Origin of the sequence: Paraburkholderia sp. BR10936 (assembly GCF_040965735.1) — a bacterium.
GTDB lineage: Bacteria > Pseudomonadota > Gammaproteobacteria > Burkholderiales > Burkholderiaceae > Paraburkholderia > Paraburkholderia nodosa_A.
Window position 1 is genome coordinate 439,387 of sequence record NZ_JBFRCM010000002.1, and the last position, 13,422, is coordinate 452,808.

Consider the following 13,422-nt stretch of genomic DNA (forward strand, 5'->3'; position numbering starts at 1 on the left):
TTGAGCATAGGGGGCGCTGTCGATTAACGACAGTTAAAGTTTGTCGGGAAAATCATCAAGAGAAGCTTATGGATAAGGGGCGCCTGAGGAGGCTGTTCAGGCGCGCCGCACGAGCAGAAAACTCACGCCGATCAGACCGAGAAATGCACCGCAGGTGCGATTGAACCAGCGGCGCACGGTGGTGCGGGTGAGCCAGCGGCCGAGGTACATGCCGGCGAGCGAGTAGAGCGCGATGGCCACGCATTCGAGCACGAGAAAGCTCGCGCCGAGCACGCCGAACTGCGGGGCGATGGGCCTGGCGACATCGACGAATTGCGGCAGGAAAGCCGTGAAAACGAGAATCGCTTTGGGGTTGCCCGCCGCCACGAGGCATTCGCGCCATGCGAGACGCGCGAGCGAGGCGTCGCCATCCATGCTTTCGCCGATGGGGTTGGCGTCGCTGCGCCAGAGCTGTATGGCGAGCCACACGAGGTAAGCGGCGCCCGCAAGCTTGATGACGAAGAAGACCGCCTCGGAAGCGCGCAGCACCACGGCCAGACCCGTGGCCGCGAGCGCGATCATGGCGGCGAACGAAACGAGCCGGCCCGTGCCGCCGAGAAAGGCGCGCAGAAAACCGTGCCGCGCGGCCACATTGATCGAGAGGAGATTGTTCGGACCCGGCGCCATATTCAGGGCGAAGCAGGCGGGCAGGAAGAAGAGCCAGGCGGTGAGGGACATGATGACGCTCGAAGAACGTTAGCGCCGTGCGCGGCGCGCGTGAATCGGCACATTCTAGCGCGCCTCGCGCGGGCCACCAGGCCGCTCAATGGAAAATCGGCAGCATGAGAAAGAGCTTGATGGTGATGGCGTTGGCAATGTCGATGAAGAACGCGGCCACCATCGGCACCACGAGAAACGCCAGATGGGAATGGCCGAAGCGCGCCGTGACCGCCTGCATGTTCGCAATCGCCGTGGGCGTTGCACCGAGGCCGAAGCCGCAGTGCCCCGCCGTAAGCACGACAGCGTCGTAGTTCGCGCCCATCGCGCGGAACGTCACGAAGATCGCGTAGACCACCATGAGCAGTGTTTGCGCGGCGAGGATCGTGAACACCGGCAGCGCGAGCGCGGCGAGGTCCCACAGGCGCAGCGTCATGAGCGCCATGGCGAGAAAGAGCGCGAGGCTCACGTTTCCGATCAGCGCGACGGCATGCTCGGCCACGGGCCGCCCGATGAGCGCGAGCCCGTTGGCGAGCAGCACGCCGACGAACAGCACGCACACGAAGGTCGGCAATTCGAAAGCGGTGCCCGCGATCAGCACGGAAAGCGCTTCGCCCACGGCGAGGCTGATGGCGATGAGCGTGAGCGTGTTGATGAACGCGCCCGGCGTGGTGGGCTGCTCGGCTTTCGGCTCCTCGAATGCGTAGGGATCGGGCGTTGCCGCGCCGCCGGCGCCAGGCGTATCGGCGCCCGCCTGTGCGCCGATGCGTTTCATGAGGTGCTGCGCAACGGGTCCGCCAAGAATGCCGCCCATGACCAGCCCGAAGGTGGCGCACGCAATGGCCGCTTTGGTCGCGGACTGCAGCCCGTGATGCTCGGTGAACACTGCGCCCCATGCGGCGCCCGTGCCATGCCCGCCCGCGAGCGAGACCGAGCCGCCCAGCAGCCCGAACAGCGGATCGACGCCGAACGCCATGGCGAGTGCGATGCCCAACACGTTTTGCAGCACGAGCAGGGCGACCACGACGGCAAGAAAGCGCACGAGTACCGGGCCGCCCTGTTTCAGGTTGGCGAGATTCGCATTGAGGCCGATCGTGGCGAAGAACGCTTGCATGAGCGGCGCCTGCAGCGAGGTGTCGAAGACCACGTCCGTGTGTGCGAAGCTGTGGAGTCCGAACACGATCAGCGCGGCGACGATGCCGCCCGCCACGGGTTCCGGTATCGTCCATTTGCGCAGAATCGGCACGGCGGCGACGAGCCACTGGCCGATCAGCAGCACGAGCGATGCGACGACGAGCGTTCCGTAGACTTTGACGTTCATGGCGGGTGTCCGGCGGGGCGATGAGAGGGCCAGGCTGGCGGCGCATCTTTCGCGCACGGTACACCAGGCGCCTACGCATTGCGCGCATGGTGCGCAGCCAGGCGCCGGTTCCGGCCGCGTTGCTTGCACGAAACGGGGCCCCACGCTTAAATTGGCAGGCATTCTCAGGCGCAAAGCCGCCGCCCATGCAGGACGAATACCCCCGCATTTCCCCGTTCGCCACGATGGCGCGAGACCGTACAAGAACCGGAGAAGGTCATGAATGGGAGTACCGTTGCTGAACGCGAGGCGGCCGGGCGTGCCGCGCGCGAGCGCTCGAAGCGTTCGAGCCACAAGGAAACCGGCACCATCAAGCGCGATCCGCTCGCACTGCTGCGCTCGAGCAGCGAAGGCCGCGTGCCGAACCTCGTGCAACTGCGCTACGGGCGCATGATCGTCTCGCCCTTCACGTTCTTCCGCGGCAGCGCGATCCTCCAGGCGCACGACCTCGCGGGTGTGCCCAACACCGGCATGACGATGGAGATTTGCGGCGACGCGCATCTGCTGAACTTCGGCGCCTTCGCTACGCCCGAGCGCCAGCTCGTCTTCGATCTCAACGACTTCGACGAGGTCGCGCCCGGCCCCTGGGAGTGGGACGTGAAGCGGCTCGTGGCGAGCTTCGTCGTGGCGGCGCGGCACATGCGCTACTCGCGCGGCGTGGCCGAGGAGCTGGTGATGACGGCGGTGACCAGCTATCGCGACCGGCTGCGCCAGTACGCGGAGTACGGCGCGCTCGATCTCTGGTACGACAAAATCACCTTCGACCGCATGGTCGAAACCGCGCTTACGCCCGAAGGCCGTCGCCTGATCCGGCGCGGCATGGAGAAGGCCGCGAACCGCACGCACGAGAATCTGCTCGAAAAGCTCGCGGAGCGCGACGGCGACCACTGGACGATTCACGACGCACCGCCCGCGCTCTTTCACGTGCACGGCGTCAACACGCTATTCGAACCCGAAGACGACTGGTTCGCGCTTGGCGACTGGCGCACGCTGATCGAGCCCATGTACGAGGCTTACGCGAAGACGCTCGCACCCGACCGGCGCGAACTGCTCGATCACTTCGCGATTCAGGACCTGGTGTTCAAGGTGGTGGGCGTGGGCAGCGTGGGCACGCGCTGCCTCGTGATGCTGCTCGTCGATCATCACGAGAAGCCGCTCTTCCTGCAGGTGAAAGAGGCGCGCCGCTCGGTCGTTTCGCAGTACTTCAAGTCGCCGTCGATCAAGCACGAAGGCGCGCGCGTCGTGCACGGCCAGCGGCTGCTGCAGGCCGCGAGCGATATCTTCCTCGGCTGGACCACGGGGCCCAACGGCCGTCATTTCTACGTGCGCCAGTTGCGCGACATGAAGCTCTCGGTCGATCTGCAGCTGCTCGACAGTCCCCTGCTCTGCGGCTATGCGCGTCTGTGCGGCTGGGCGCTCGCGCGTGCGCACGCGAAGTCGGGCAGCGCCGCCATCGAAATCTCTTCGTACATCGGCCGCAGCGACCAGTTCGCGGAGGCGCTCACGGGCTACGCATTCAGCTATGCCGACCAGGTGGAGCGCGATTACGACGTGTTCCTCAAGGCCGCGCGCAGCGGCGCGATCGTCGCGCGCAGCGACGACGACATGGCCGCCGATTTCCGCGTATGAGCAAAGGCTGAGTCGAACCTGCAGGCCAAGGCCCAAGCGTGCTGCGGAACGCGCTATCCTTGCGCTTTTCTTTCATCGCGCCGCGCATGAGCCTCGTACGCATGCACGGCACGCGCCCCATGCGTCTACGTCATATCGAAGTCTTTCACGCGATCATGCGCACCGGCTCGCTGTCCAAGGCGGCCGAGCTGCTTTGCGTTTCGCAGCCCGCGGTCAGCAAGGTGCTCGCGCATGCGGAGCGCAGTGCGGGCCTCAAGCTCTTCAGCCGCGCGCACGGCCGCCTGCAGCCCACGCGCGAGGCCGAGTTGCTGTTCGCCGAAACGCAGAAGCTGCAATCGAACCTCGACAGCATTCGCGATCTCGCGCGCAATCTTGTGTTGCGTCCGCAAGGGCTGTTGCGCATCGGCTGTCTGCCGAGCCTCGGCATGAGCCTGATCCCTGCTGCCGTGCAGACGTTTCGCGCGGGCTATCCCGAGGTGTCGCTCAGGATCCAGACGCGCCACACCGCGGAACTGCTCAACGCGCTGCTCACACGCGAACTCGATCTGGGCGTCGCGCTCAATCCACCCACGCGGCCGGGCATTGCCGCGGTCGAACTGGCGCGCACGGCCGTGGTCTGCGTCGCGCCGCCCGACGACCCGACGCCGGAACACACGCCGCTCGCGTTGCGCGATCTGGTCGATGGCGAGTGGATCAGCATCGGCAACGTCGATCCGCTTGGCGAGGCGATCGGCAACCTGCTCGAAGCCGAAGGCGTGGACGACCGGCTCGCGGCCGTCGAGGCGCAGACGTGGCATGTCGCGCGCGCACTCGCGGCGCGCGGCATCGGCCGCGTGCTGCTCGACGAACTCAGCGCGCGCGGGGCGGGCGATCCGGTGTCGATCCGGCGCGTCGAACCGGCACTCACGGTCGGCGTGTTCGCGATGTGGCGCGAAGGCGGCATGGACTCGCAGGCAGGCAATGCGTTCGTGGAGGTGCTGCGCGGCTGTCTCGCCGCTACGTGCGCCGCGTGAGCGCCCGGACACGGGAGCCAAGGCCGCAAGACGCGAGCCGGCACGGGGCGCCGGTACAATCGCGCGCAGAGGGGAGCGTTGCTGTGCGTGCGCTTCATGCGAACGAACGAGAGATCCAGGGGAGACACGGTTGAAGCGCGAGTCGAAGCCGTTGGGTATCGTCAGAAGGCTGTGCGGCCACATGCGCTACGTCGCGCTCGCGAGCGCCTGCGTGTTTGCAGGCGCGGTGCATGCCGACGAACTGGAAAGCCCCACGCTGCGCAAGATTCGCGACACCGGGACGATCGTCATCGGCGTGCGCGAGGCCACCGTGCCGTTTTCCTATATGGCCGGCGGCGAGCACGCAACGGGCTACTCGTACGAGATCACTCAGCGCATAGTGGAGAACGTGCGCGAGACGCTCAAGCTCCCCGAACTCCGCGTGCGCGAACTCGTCGTCACGCCGCAGAACCGCATCACGCTCGTGCAGAACGGCACGATCGACCTCGAGTGCAGCACCACGACGCATACGCGCGAGCGCGAGAACGACGTCGCGTTCTCCAACAGCATCTTCGAGTACGGCGTGCGCATGCTCGTGAAGCGCGGCTCGCCGGTCAAGGACTTCGGCGATCTCGCGGGCCGTACGGTGGTCACGACGGCGGGCACGTCGGAAGAGCGCCTGCTGCGCCGCTGGAACATGGACCGCGCGATGAATATGCGCATCGTCGTCGCGAAGACTCACGGCGACTGCGTCGAAGCCGTGCGCTCGGGACGCGCCGTTGCCTTCGTGATGGACGAGCCGCTGCTGCACGCCGCGCTCGCGACCGGCTACATGGCGAGCGAAACGCCGGGCGCGCCGGTCGCGCAAAGCGCGCGTACCCGGAACGACGCGCACGCTTTTGCGATCGTCGGCAGGCCGGCCAGGTCGGAGGTGTACGGCTGCATGTTCCGGCGCGGCGACACGGCCTTCAAGCGCATTGCCGACGACACCATCGCGAAGATGGAGCGCTCGGGCGAGGCGCTCGCACTTTACCGACGCTGGTTCGAGTCGCCCATTCCGCCCGCGGGCGTGAACCTCGACTATCCGATCTCGGAGCCGATGAAGGCGCTTTTCGCGGATCCTAACGACCAGCCGCTCGATTGAAGGCTCAACCGAAAGAAAGAGGCAACGATGAGTGATACGCAACAACGCAAGATCGCACTGGTGACGGGCGCGGGCAGCGGCATTGGCCGCGCGTGCGCGCAAAAGCTGCTGGCCAGCGGTTTCGCCGTCGTGCTAGCGGGCCGGCGGGCCGCGCCGCTCGAAGCGCTCGAGGGCGAGGCCCGCGCGCGCGGGCAAGAAGCGCTGGCGGCGCCTTGCGACGTGACCGACGCGGCGGCCGTCGAGGCGCTCTTCGAGACGATCCACACGCGCTACGGCCGGCTCGATCTGCTCTTCAACAACGCGGGCCGCAACGCGCCGTCCGTGGACATCGACGAGCTTTCCGTGGACGACTGGCGCGCCGTGGTCGATACGAACCTCACCGGTGTGTTCCTGTGCACGCGCGCGGCGTTCGGGCTCATGAAGCGGCAGACGCCGCGCGGCGGGCGCATCATCAACAACGGTTCGATTTCGGCGCACGCGCCGCGGCCGTTCAGTGCCGCCTACACGGCGACCAAGCACGCCATCACGGGCCTCACGAAAACCGTTTCGCTCGATGGCCGGCGCTACGACATCGCGTGCGGGCAGATCGACATCGGCAACGCGGCGACCGAGATGGCCGAGCGCATGGCGCGCGGTGTGCCGCAGGCGAACGGCGAAATCGCCGTCGAGCCGCTGATGGACGTGGAACTCGTGGCCGATGCGCTGCTGCACATGGCGCAACTGCCGCTCGAAGCGAACGTGCAATTCATGACGATCATGGCGACGAAGATGCCGTTCGTAGGGCGCGGCTGAGCGCGCAGGCCGGGCGGGCGCTGTCGCACGCTCGGCCGCCGCGTCCCGTATACTGGCTGCTGAACCACCACGACGCCCGAGCGCCCATGTCTTTGCCCCCGCGTCCGGACGACGATCCGCGCCCCCAGCCGCCCGTATGCCCCGATAACGACGACTGCTGCCATAGCGGCTGCGACCCCTGCATCTTCGATCTGTACGACGAGGAGTTCGGCCGCTACCGCGCCGCGCTGGCCGCGTGGGAAGCGCGCGAAGCGGAACGGCAGGCGCAGGCGAAAGCCCCGCGCAAGCATCCCGCAAAGCCGGCTTCGCCAACGGCCGTGCCGTCGGGCGGCAAGCCCTCGCGCTGAACTGCATTGCTGCCTGCCGCCATGACCGAATCCATCCTCGTTCCCAACGCTCCCGTCCTCGACGCCGCCGCCCTCGACGCGCTGCAGGCGTTCGTCGAGCGCCATCCGCGCCTGTTCGTGCTGACGGGCGCGGGCATCAGCACAGATTCGGGCATTCCAGGCTACCGCGACGAGAACGGCGCCTGGAAGCGCTCGCCGCCCATCACGCTGCAGGAATTCCTCGGCTCCGAGAGCATGCGGCGCCGCTACTGGGCGCGCAGCCTGATCGGCTGGCCCACGGTGGGTCTCGCGCAGCCCAATGGCGCGCACCACGCGCTCGCGCGCCTCGGTGCGGCGGGCTACGCGCGCACGCTCGTCACGCAGAACGTGGACGGCCTGCATCAGCGCGCGGGCAGCCGCGACGTGATCGAGCTGCACGGCAGCATCGCGCACGTGCATTGCCTCGACTGCGGCGCGCAATATACGCGCGCCTCGATCCAGCCGGAACTCGAAGCACGCAATCCGGCCATCGTGGGCGCGAGCGCGGAACCCGCCGCCGACGGCGACGCCCATCTCGACTTCGACGGCGCGAACGCCTTCCACGTGCCCGCGTGCGCCGCGTGCGGCGGCATGCTCAAGCCTTCGGTGGTGTTCTTCGGCGAGAACGTGCCGCGCGAGCGCGTGGCGAGCGCCTCGAACGCGCTCGACGAGGCCGACGCCGTGCTCGTAGTCGGCTCCTCGCTGATGGTGTATTCGGGCTACCGCTTCTGCGCCTGGGCGCAGCAGCGCGGCAAACCCGTGGCCGCGATCAACATGGGCAAGACGCGCGCCGACCCGCTCCTCGCCCTCAAACTCGAAGCCCCCTGCGCCGCCGTGCTCGACGCGCTGGGCGCGCGCCTCGTCCCCTGACACTCCACGACCTCACGGAACCGACGACATGCTGACCACGCTAGCCGAACTCGAAGCGCACTACGGCACGCCGCACGAACGCGCGTTGCGCAAGGAAATCGATCACGTCAACGCGGATTACCGGCGCTTCATCGAAAGCTCGCCGTTCGTCGTGCTCGCCACGGGCGGCCCGGATGGCCTCGACTGCTCGCCGCGCGGCGATGCACCCGGCTTCGTGCGTATTCTCGACGAGCACACGCTCGCGTTGCCCGACCGGCCGGGCAACAATCGCGTGGACAGCCTGCGCAACGTGGTCGCTTCGTCGCAGGTGGGGCTGCTATTCATGGTGCCGGGCGTGGGCGAGATGCTGCGCGTGAACGGGCGTGGCCGCGTGAGTACCGACCCCGCGCTCCTCGCGAGCTTCGCCGTGGATGGCAAGCCGCCGCGCTCGGTGCTCGTGATCGACGTGGAAAGCGTGTACTTCCATTGCTCCAAGGCCATCGTGCGCTCGAAGCTGTGGGACCCGTCGCACCACGTCGAACGCTCGCACCTGCCGAGCGCGGGCGAGATGCTACGCCGCGTGAATGAGGAGCAATATGGCGAGACGTTCGACGCCGAGACTTACGAAGCCGGTCTCGCCGAGCGCATCAAGAACTCGCTGTACTGATTGAAGGCCGACTGAACGTCAACCAAACGCCGAAAGACCGCAAGACGATGAACGAACCGCAAGCCGTCCAACGCCTGTCCGCGCCCGCCGCCGAGCGCAACGCCGCGCCGATCCTGGAGGTGCTGCGCGGCGCGCTGCCCGCGCGGGGCACCGTGCTCGAAATCGCGAGCGGCACCGGCCAGCATGCCGTCCACTTCGCGACCGCGTTTCCTGACCTCGCGTGGCAGCCGAGCGACGCCGACGCGCGCGCCCGCGCCTCGATCGAGGCCTGGCGCGAGCACTCGGGTCTCGCCAACCTGCGTGCGCCGCTCGATCTCGACGTGTGCCGCGAGCCCTGGCCGATCGACGGTGTGGAAGCCATCGTCTGCATCAACATGATTCACATCGCGCCGTGGGAAGCGGCGCAGGCGCTCATGAAAGGCGCGGGCGCGCGCGTTGCTACGGGCGGAGCGCTCGTGCTCTACGGGCCGTACCGGCGCGAAGGCGCGCACACGGCGCCGAGCAACGAGGCCTTCGACGCCGACTTGCGCGCGCGCGACCCGTCCTGGGGCGTGCGCGACATGGAGGAAGTGGAGGCGTTGGCGCAGGCGCGAGGCTTCGCGTGCGAAGCGCGCGTGCCGATGCCCGCGAACAATTTCAGCCTGGTGTTCCGAAAACAGTAAGCGAGGTCGGCAAACGTCCGGCGCGCATGCGCGCGTTCGCGCAGCGCCGCTACGTTTCCCTTATGCTTGCACGGTTGGCGCCCCGTTGCGGCGCCGTCAATGAATGAAGTGGAGAAACAACATGAGCAAACAGCCAATCGGCGTTGTAGGTCTGGCCGTGATGGGTAGCAATCTGGCGCTCAACATCGAAAGCCGCGGCCACGCGGTCTCGGTGTTCAATCGCAGCCGCGCCCGAACCGACGAGCTGATCGCCGAGTATCCGGATCGCAAGCTCGTGCCGGCGTACACGCTCGAAGAGTTCGTGGATTCGCTGGAAAAGCCGCGCCGCATTCTGATGATGGTGAAGGCCGGCGCGCCCACCGACGACACCATCGCCGCGCTCAAGCCGCTGCTGGAGAAGGGCGACATCCTGATCGACGGCGGCAATACGCACTTCACCGACACTATCCGCCGCAACCAGGAACTCGCGAAGTCGGGCCTGCACTTCATCGGCACGGGCGTGTCGGGCGGCGAGGAAGGCGCGCTCAAGGGTCCGTCGATCATGCCGGGCGGCCAGCGCGATGCTTACGATCTGGTTGCCCCGATCCTCACTGAAATCGCCGCGAAGGCGCCGACGGACGGCGAGCCGTGCGTGGCCTACATGGGCCCGGACGGCGCGGGCCATTTCGTGAAGATGGTGCACAACGGCATCGAATACGGCGACATGCAGCTGATCGCCGAAAGCTACGCGGTGCTCAAGCAGGTGCTCGGCCTCTCGAACGAAGAACTGGGCAAGGTCTACACCGAATGGAATGAAGGCGAGCTCGACAGCTATCTGATCGAGATCACCTCGAAGATCTTCGGCAAGAAGGACGAGGAAACCGGCAAGGATCTCGTCGACGTGATTCTCGACCGCGCCGCACAAAAGGGCACCGGCAAGTGGACGAGCCAAAATGCGCTGGATATCGGCGCGCCGCTGCCGCTCATCACCGAAGCCGTGTTCGCGCGCGTGCTCTCGTCGCTCAAGACGCAGCGCGTGGCCGCGAGCAAGGTGCTTTCGGGCCCGGACGCGAAGCCGTTCTCGGGCGAGCGCAAGGCGTTCATCGAGTCGGTGCGCCGCGCGCTGTATTTCTCGAAGGTGATTTCGTACGCGCAAGGCTTCTCGCAACTGCGCATGGCTTCCGACGAGTACAAGTGGGACCTGCAATACGGCACGATCGCCAAGATCTTCCGCGCGGGCTGCATCATCCGCGCGCGCTTCCTGCAGAAGATCACGGACGCCTACGCGAAGGACCCTCAGCTCGATAACCTTCTGCTCGATCCCTATTTCCGTGACATCGCGGCCAACTATCAGTCGGCGCTGCGCGACGTGGTGATCCAGGCGGTAAACGCGGGCGTGCCGGTGCCGGCGTTCTCGTCGGCCATTGCGTACTTCGACGGCTACCGCTCGGAGCGCGTGCCCGCCAACCTCGTGCAGGCACAGCGCGACTTCTTCGGCGCACACACGTTCGAGCGCATCGACAAGCCGGGCAGCTTCCACGCGGACTGGTCGTAAGGTCGCAAGACAGAAGGCCGCATTGTCGTTGCGGTCTTTGTTGGAATCGTAAGGTGAGTCCGCAGGGCTCACCTTTTTTTATTACCGAAATCGCAATGGTGTTTTGACGAATTAGGGTTTTCCCTAGCGTGATCGGACGCCTACACTGTAATCAATCGCTGACGAACACGGTGTTCTGAAGCGGAAATAAAACAGATGGAGGTCCGATCATGAACAAGCTTGTCCCCGCAGTCGTCGTTGCCGCCGCGCTTGCCATGCCGGCAATCTCGTTCGCCCAGTCGAGCGAACAAGGCCTGACCCGCGCCCAGGTGCGTGCGGAACTCGTTCAACTCGAGCACGCTGGCTACAACCCGTCGGCTGACCATGTGAACTACCCGGAAAACCTGCAGGCCGCGCAAGCGCGCGTGACCCAGGAAAAGCTCGCCGCCGGCGACACCAGCGGCTACGGCGCTCCGGCGGTCGGCACGTCGCAGTCGGGTGCCGCGGTGCAACCGGCGCAAGTCGCCCCGAACCAGCGCATTTACTTCGGCCACTAAGCCCTGACCGAACGGAACCGCTTCAGGCGGTTCCGGCAAGCTACCCCCTGTAGTGAGTTGTCGCTGTACGCAGTCAGTTGTTGCAGCAGAAGCAGTGAGTGCACTAGAAGTTGCAGTTGCAAGACGCAGTGAGTGGTTGCAGTAGAAGGTGCAGTTCGCAGTGTGCAGTTGCAGTACGCAGTAGGTGAGTTGTTGCAGTCAGGAAGTACGCAGAGAGCAGAAGGTAGTTGAAGTTGGCTGGCGCAGTGAGAGGTGCAGCCGTGCAGTAGCAGAACGCAGTAGGCAGTACGTTGTTGCAACAGGCAGTCCAGCACGGGCCGGTTCTCCACCGGCCCGTACTTTTTTGTGGCGCGCTTTGTCCATATCTAAGGACGCCATACCGAACATTGACGGGTCCGAACGTCACTCCTATGATCGGGCGGCAGTTTCCCTGAAGTTGCCCCGCTACAGGAGACGCCCCGCCATGACCCGCTCCCCCCGCAAGCCCTTGCGCAGTCAGGCCTGGTTCGGCAAAGCCGACAAGGACGGCTTCATCCACCGCTCGTGGATGAAGAATCAGGGCATCCCACACGACGCGTTCGACGGCCGCCCCGTCATCGGCATTTGCAATACGTGGTCGGAACTCACGCCGTGCAACGCGCATTTTCGCGAACTCGCGGAGTACGTGAAAAAAGGCGTGTACGAAGCCGGCGGTCTGCCACTCGAGTTTCCCGTGATGTCGCTCGGCGAATCGAACTTGCGGCCCACCGCGATGCTGTTTCGCAACCTCGCCTCCATGGACGTCGAGGAGTCGATTCGCGGGAATCCGATCGACGGCACGATTTTGCTCGTCGGCTGCGACAAGACCACGCCGGCCTTGCTGATGGGCGCAGCGTCGTGCAACTTGCCCGCGCTCGCCGTCTCCGGCGGCCCAATGCTCAACGGGCGTTTCCGGGGCCATGAGATCGGCTCGGGCACGGGGGTGTGGCAAATGTCGGAGGAAGTGCGCGCGGGGACAATGTCGCAGGCCGAATTCGTCGAAGCGGAGTCGTGCATGAACCGCTCGCGCGGCCACTGCATGACCATGGGCACGGCGTCCACGATGGCCTCGATGGTCGAATCGCTGGGCATGGGGCTGCCCCACAATGCGGCCATTCCCGCTGTCGATGCGCGCCGCCAGGTGCTCGCGCAACTCGCCGGGCGGCGCATCGTCGAGATGGTGCGCGAGGACCTCACGATGTCGAAGATCCTCACCCGCGCGGCGTTCGAAAACGCGATCCGCACCAACGCGGCCATCGGCGGCTCGACCAACGCCGTCGTGCATCTGATCGCGCTCGCGCGGCGCATTGGCGTGCCGCTTTCGCTCGATGACTGGGAACTCGGCTCCGATGTTCCGTGCCTCGTGAATCTGCAGCCTTCCGGCCATCATCTGATGGAGGACTTTTATTACGCGGGCGGTCTGCCCGCGGTGCTGCGGCAACTGGGCGAGCAAGGGCTGCTGCATCGGGACGCGTTGACGGTCAACGGTAAAACCCTCTGGGAAAACGTGGCCGACGCGCCGAACTACAACCCCGAAGTCATCACCTCGTTTGCGCAGCCGTTCAAGCCCAAAGCCGGCATCGCCGTGCTCAAGGGCAACCTCGCGCCCGACGGCGCGGTCATCAAGCCTTCGGCCGCCACGCCGGCGCTGTTGCGGCATCGCGGCCGCGCGGTGGTGTTCGAGAACGTCGAGGAACTGCACGCGAAGGTCGACGACGCATCGCTCGATATCGACGAGCACTGCGTCATGGTCCTCAAAGGCGCCGGACCCAAGGGCTATCCGGGCTTCGCCGAGGTCGGCAACATGCCGCTGCCGAAGAAGGTGCTGCAAAAGGGCATTACCGACATGGTGCGCATTTCGGACGGCCGCATGAGCGGCACGGCGTATGGTGCGGTCGTGCTGCACGTGTCGCCCGAAGCGGCTGCGGGCGGCCCGCTCGCGCTCGTGCGCACGGGCGACATGATCGAGCTGGACGTCGCGGCGCGGCGCCTGCATCTGGAAGTCTCCGACGCAGAACTCGCGCGCCGCAAGACCGAGTGGACGGCGCCCGAGCTGCCCGAGCGCGGCTATTACCGGCTTTACGTCGAGCACGTGCTGCAGGCCGACAAGGGCGCGGATCTGGACTTTCTGGTCGGTGCGAGCGGCGCGGCCGTGCCGCGCGACTCCCACTGATCGCG

At 66.3% G+C, this 13,422-nt stretch carries 13 protein-coding genes; 11 read left to right on the forward strand and 2 right to left on the reverse strand.

Features of this window, described 5'->3' with window-relative positions; all coding sequences use genetic code 11:
* Nucleotides 1-96: 96 nt before the first annotated feature.
* Nucleotides 97-717 carry a LysE family translocator gene (locus AB4Y36_RS05430; protein ID WP_342946789.1) on the reverse strand — a complete coding sequence of 207 codons (621 nt, stop codon included), beginning with the start codon at nt 715-717 and terminating at the stop codon, nt 97-99.
* An 85-nt stretch (nt 718-802) separates the two neighbouring features.
* Nucleotides 803-2,017 (reverse strand): sodium/glutamate symporter, encoded by a 1,215-nt coding sequence (gltS, locus tag AB4Y36_RS05435; protein WP_368682490.1) that lies wholly within the window; start codon nt 2,015-2,017, stop codon nt 803-805.
* 258 nt (nt 2,018-2,275) lie between these two features.
* Between gltS and AB4Y36_RS05440 the strand changes: the two genes are divergently transcribed.
* The 11 genes from AB4Y36_RS05440 to AB4Y36_RS05490 all read left to right on the forward strand — a co-directional run bounded on the left by AB4Y36_RS05440 (nt 2,276) and on the right by AB4Y36_RS05490 (nt 13,417).
* Nucleotides 2,276-3,685, forward strand: a complete 1,410-nt coding sequence (locus AB4Y36_RS05440) for a DUF2252 domain-containing protein (protein ID WP_368605436.1) — start codon at nt 2,276-2,278, stop codon at nt 3,683-3,685.
* A 119-nt stretch (nt 3,686-3,804) separates the two neighbouring features.
* Nucleotides 3,805-4,698 (forward strand): LysR family transcriptional regulator, encoded by an 894-nt coding sequence (locus AB4Y36_RS05445; RefSeq protein WP_368616728.1) that lies wholly within the window; start codon nt 3,805-3,807, stop codon nt 4,696-4,698.
* A 181-nt stretch (nt 4,699-4,879) separates the two neighbouring features.
* A complete protein-coding gene (locus AB4Y36_RS05450; protein ID WP_368682595.1) occupies nt 4,880-5,821 on the forward strand; it encodes a transporter substrate-binding domain-containing protein in 942 nt (313 codons plus the stop codon).
* Between the two features lie 27 nt (nt 5,822-5,848).
* Entirely contained in the window at nt 5,849-6,613 is a 765-nt protein-coding gene (locus AB4Y36_RS05455; protein ID WP_368682491.1) for an SDR family oxidoreductase, read from the forward strand.
* An 86-nt stretch (nt 6,614-6,699) separates the two neighbouring features.
* Entirely contained in the window at nt 6,700-6,960 is a 261-nt protein-coding gene (locus AB4Y36_RS05460) for an oxidoreductase-like domain-containing protein (protein ID WP_368682492.1), read from the forward strand.
* A gap of 21 nt (nt 6,961-6,981) precedes the next feature.
* On the forward strand, nt 6,982-7,848 hold the full coding sequence (locus tag AB4Y36_RS05465) for an NAD-dependent protein deacetylase (protein WP_368682493.1): 867 nt from the start codon (nt 6,982-6,984) through the stop codon (nt 7,846-7,848).
* Nucleotides 7,849-7,876: 28 nt separating this feature from the next.
* Nucleotides 7,877-8,494, forward strand: coding sequence for a pyridoxamine 5'-phosphate oxidase family protein (locus AB4Y36_RS05470; RefSeq protein WP_368682494.1), 618 nt, complete (start codon nt 7,877-7,879; stop codon nt 8,492-8,494).
* A 47-nt stretch (nt 8,495-8,541) separates the two neighbouring features.
* Nucleotides 8,542-9,156: a DUF938 domain-containing protein gene (locus AB4Y36_RS05475; RefSeq protein WP_368682495.1), complete on the forward strand. Its 615-nt coding sequence runs from the start codon at nt 8,542-8,544 to the stop codon at nt 9,154-9,156.
* Nucleotides 9,157-9,277: 121 nt separating this feature from the next.
* Nucleotides 9,278-10,690 (forward strand): NADP-dependent phosphogluconate dehydrogenase, encoded by a 1,413-nt coding sequence (gene gndA / locus AB4Y36_RS05480; RefSeq protein WP_368682496.1) that lies wholly within the window; start codon nt 9,278-9,280, stop codon nt 10,688-10,690.
* 209 nt (nt 10,691-10,899) lie between these two features.
* Nucleotides 10,900-11,226: a DUF4148 domain-containing protein gene (locus AB4Y36_RS05485; RefSeq protein ID WP_368682497.1), complete on the forward strand. Its 327-nt coding sequence runs from the start codon at nt 10,900-10,902 to the stop codon at nt 11,224-11,226.
* Between the two features lie 463 nt (nt 11,227-11,689).
* Nucleotides 11,690-13,417 carry an IlvD/Edd family dehydratase gene (locus tag AB4Y36_RS05490; RefSeq protein ID WP_069261646.1) on the forward strand — a complete coding sequence of 576 codons (1,728 nt, stop codon included), beginning with the start codon at nt 11,690-11,692 and terminating at the stop codon, nt 13,415-13,417.
* Nucleotides 13,418-13,422 lie beyond the last annotated feature (5 nt).